The organism is Gammaproteobacteria bacterium (genome assembly GCA_027296625.1).
Taxonomy (GTDB): Bacteria; Pseudomonadota; Gammaproteobacteria; order JAKEHO01; family JAKEHO01; genus JAKEHO01.
Window position 1 is genome coordinate 1 of sequence record JAPUIX010000091.1, and the last position, 2876, is coordinate 2876.

The window sequence follows — 2876 nt, forward strand, 5'->3', positions numbered from 1 at the left end:
GACACAGAATCGCATGAAATATCCATCATTTAAGAAACCTCTGTCAAGAGGTGTTTTACCCGCAAACGTTGCCTCTCCGGCAACCTATCCAGCTATTGGCCCGCCGCCTATTTCGTCCACGGACCACCTTCGGGCTCCTCACTGCCGTTAGGATTGAATTAAACAACGCTTTAATTGCCGTCAACTTTCGGTCCACGTCTCGTCGGAATATTCAAAAGGATCAAAATCTAGGACGACGCCTTTGCCTTGCTCTTTAAGCCTGTCATAGATTAGGCCTCCAATGGCTGCCGCACCCATGCCCCAAAAGGCGCAGTTTTTAAAGTAAGTGATTTGAGCGTCACTAGTACGTCCCTGTTTTTCGCCCCGAATGACCTGTCCTGCGTCAACGATCTTGCTGGCCAAAACCGGAATTTCCAATGATATGTCCCAAAATACGGCCGTTTGATCAAGCTCCTCTTGTCCCCAAACGTTAGTCATAAGCACATCAGCGCGATCTAATGTCTTGTTGTCGATTTCGCGTCGCATCTGCTTGACGAAACCACGCTTGAGGAGGCCGACATTGCTTGAGACGATGGAGGTTACATGCTGACCGGCTCTCAACCAGTTCCCCTCAAAGACAGGCACATTGGAGTTCGTCACGCATAGGATGACATCGGCATCCCGGATGACCTCGCGTGAGCCGTCAACTGCTATAACTTCGATGCCGAGAACCTCCGACATCTCCTTGGCAAACTTTTCTCGATTGGCTGGAGTTGGGCTAAAGACTCGGGCTTTTTTAATCGTAGGGCGAATACACGTTAGGGCCAAAAGATGATGTCTGGCTTGATCTCCCGCTCCGAAGACCCCTGCCACCTGGCAGTCCTTTCTCGCCATGAGATCGGTCCCGATCATAGATGCGCAGGCTGTGGGCATTGCCACAACACTATTGGCATAAGGCAACTCCTTGGGGTGCATTTCCCCGATAAGGATCAACTTGAGAGCCCCGTTGTTCGGATTATAGAGGACCAAGACGGGGCGGCCCCGGCGAGGATAGCGCTGTTTATCGCCGAAGATTCGGACCAACTCTGCGTGGACCATAATCCCCGTCATCCCGTATTCCGGTGTGCCGCCTTGATGAAGCGTGATGCGGACATTCTTGGGCGTATGCGTTCTTCTCCGCAACTCGCCAAGGAGCGGATCGTGGGCCCAGTTGCGAAAGGCCTCCAACATGGCCTTAACCGCCTCCGACATTTCCAGGATGCCGCAGTGGTCCGCCGGTTGCGCTAAAATAGCCTTTGTCTCCATTCGTATCCCTCTCCTACTGGTTGAGGGGCCGCGGGCCCTTGAAAAACGACCGGGCAACCTCCGCCTCACCCATTCGGAAACGTGCAATCACGTCCTCCAGCTTTTCAACCCACTCGTCTTGCATTACTCCCTATGGTGATCGATCGACATGTAAATTGCGCCAGGTCGGACGCAATTGTAACGCATCTGCCGGGGACCCCTTCAGCTATTTGTACCCGTTTGAAATTTTTTACAACCCGTACAGCGCTCTGGCATTGTCGCTCAGGATCTTCCGCTTCACTTCAGGCGACAAGTCCGTCCTCGCTTTGAACACCGTGATGGCATCGACGTCGCTCGATGTGTCGATGTGCCCATAGTCGGTTCCAATGACAAGGCAGTCTTCCCCTGCTTGCTGCGTGATATAGGGTAAGTCGTCGGAGTTTTCACAGGTGACAAACATTCCAAAGTCGCGTGCGAGGTTATCGGACCATTCGCGGCCGTTCGTTTTGTAGCGATTCTTGACTTCGTGTATCACCCAGGGCAACCACTGCGAGCTGGCCTCGATGAAGCCCCAGCGCAGTTGCGGAAATACCTGAGGTATTTCGCTGAGCATCACATCGCAAAAAGCAGCCACCGTGGGTATTCTAAAACGGTGTAAGGTGGCCGCGTTCGGTACAGGATGGCGATACAGATCGGTGAGCCACGGGTTGCCATTGGCGATGTGGATGGCAATCGGCATATCGAGGCGGCTCGCCTCTTCGTAGATTGGGTAGAAATAAGTGTCAACGAGCAGACGGTTGCCTTCAACCGGACGCATCAGCACAGCACAAGCGCCGTTTTCCTTGGCGAAGCGAATTTGGTCCAGCGCATCGGTCATGCTCATCGTCGGGGCCATGCATGACCACCGCAGACGGCCTTTTCCCTGGCGCCAGATATCGGCCAGCCAGCGGTTCCAACTTTTGCACAGAGCTACTTCCACCGCGGCTCGGTCCGTGGCCGATTCGATGAAGATGGTGTTGTGCAGTACCTGGACGTTGACGCCGCTTTGGTCCATGTGCTCCAGGCGTAGATCGACGTTGCCTAGCTCGCGGGACTCCAGGTCGTCAGCAAACCTACGGCCAACCTGTTGGGACCGTTTCTCCAGCGCAGCGTTGGAAAAAGCGGGGAAGCGAAATCCCTTCACCCTGCCATCGATGAGCCAGAACTGAAGTTTCACTCCAGCCTCTTCGCGGGTTTCGAGGGCTACAGGGCGATACTGCCTGTCCGACGGGTCCATAAAGTCCCAAGTGCGGGCAGACTCCACCACATGGGCGTCTGCGTCAATGACGAGAGTATCCGTATCGGTTTCCATAAGCTCATCCCTCCAGCGCGGGATTCATAGCCCTTGTAGTATAGGCTCCCTAACTTATTTTATTAACAACAGGGGGTTCTTTGACCTGACCCCTTTCTGCCGATGGAGGTTCTGCGCCTGCCCAGCCTTCTCCCGAAATATCAATCATGACACCGTCGGGACCCTTATACTTCTCCTCAAAACAGGTCGTGACAGTATCATGCGGGCGCGTCTGGCGATACTCTGCCCCCGCCTCTACGAGCTTCCCGCGGATTTGTTCTAT

Annotated in this window: 3 protein-coding genes; all 3 read right to left on the bottom strand. The window is 54.3% G+C overall.

The features are described from left to right. Positions 1 to 180: 180 nt before the first annotated feature. Positions 181 to 1284, bottom strand: coding sequence for a hypothetical protein (locus O6944_04865; GenBank protein MCZ6718468.1), 1104 nt, complete (start codon positions 1282 to 1284; stop codon positions 181 to 183). Positions 1285 to 1513: 229 nt separating this feature from the next. Further along, on the bottom strand, positions 1514 to 2614 hold the full coding sequence (locus O6944_04870; protein ID MCZ6718469.1) for an amidohydrolase family protein: 1101 nt from the start codon (positions 2612 to 2614) through the stop codon (positions 1514 to 1516). Positions 2615 to 2663: 49 nt separating this feature from the next. After that, a partial coding sequence (locus tag O6944_04875; GenBank protein MCZ6718470.1) for a hypothetical protein occupies positions 2664 to 2876 on the bottom strand: 213 nt, incomplete at its 5' end.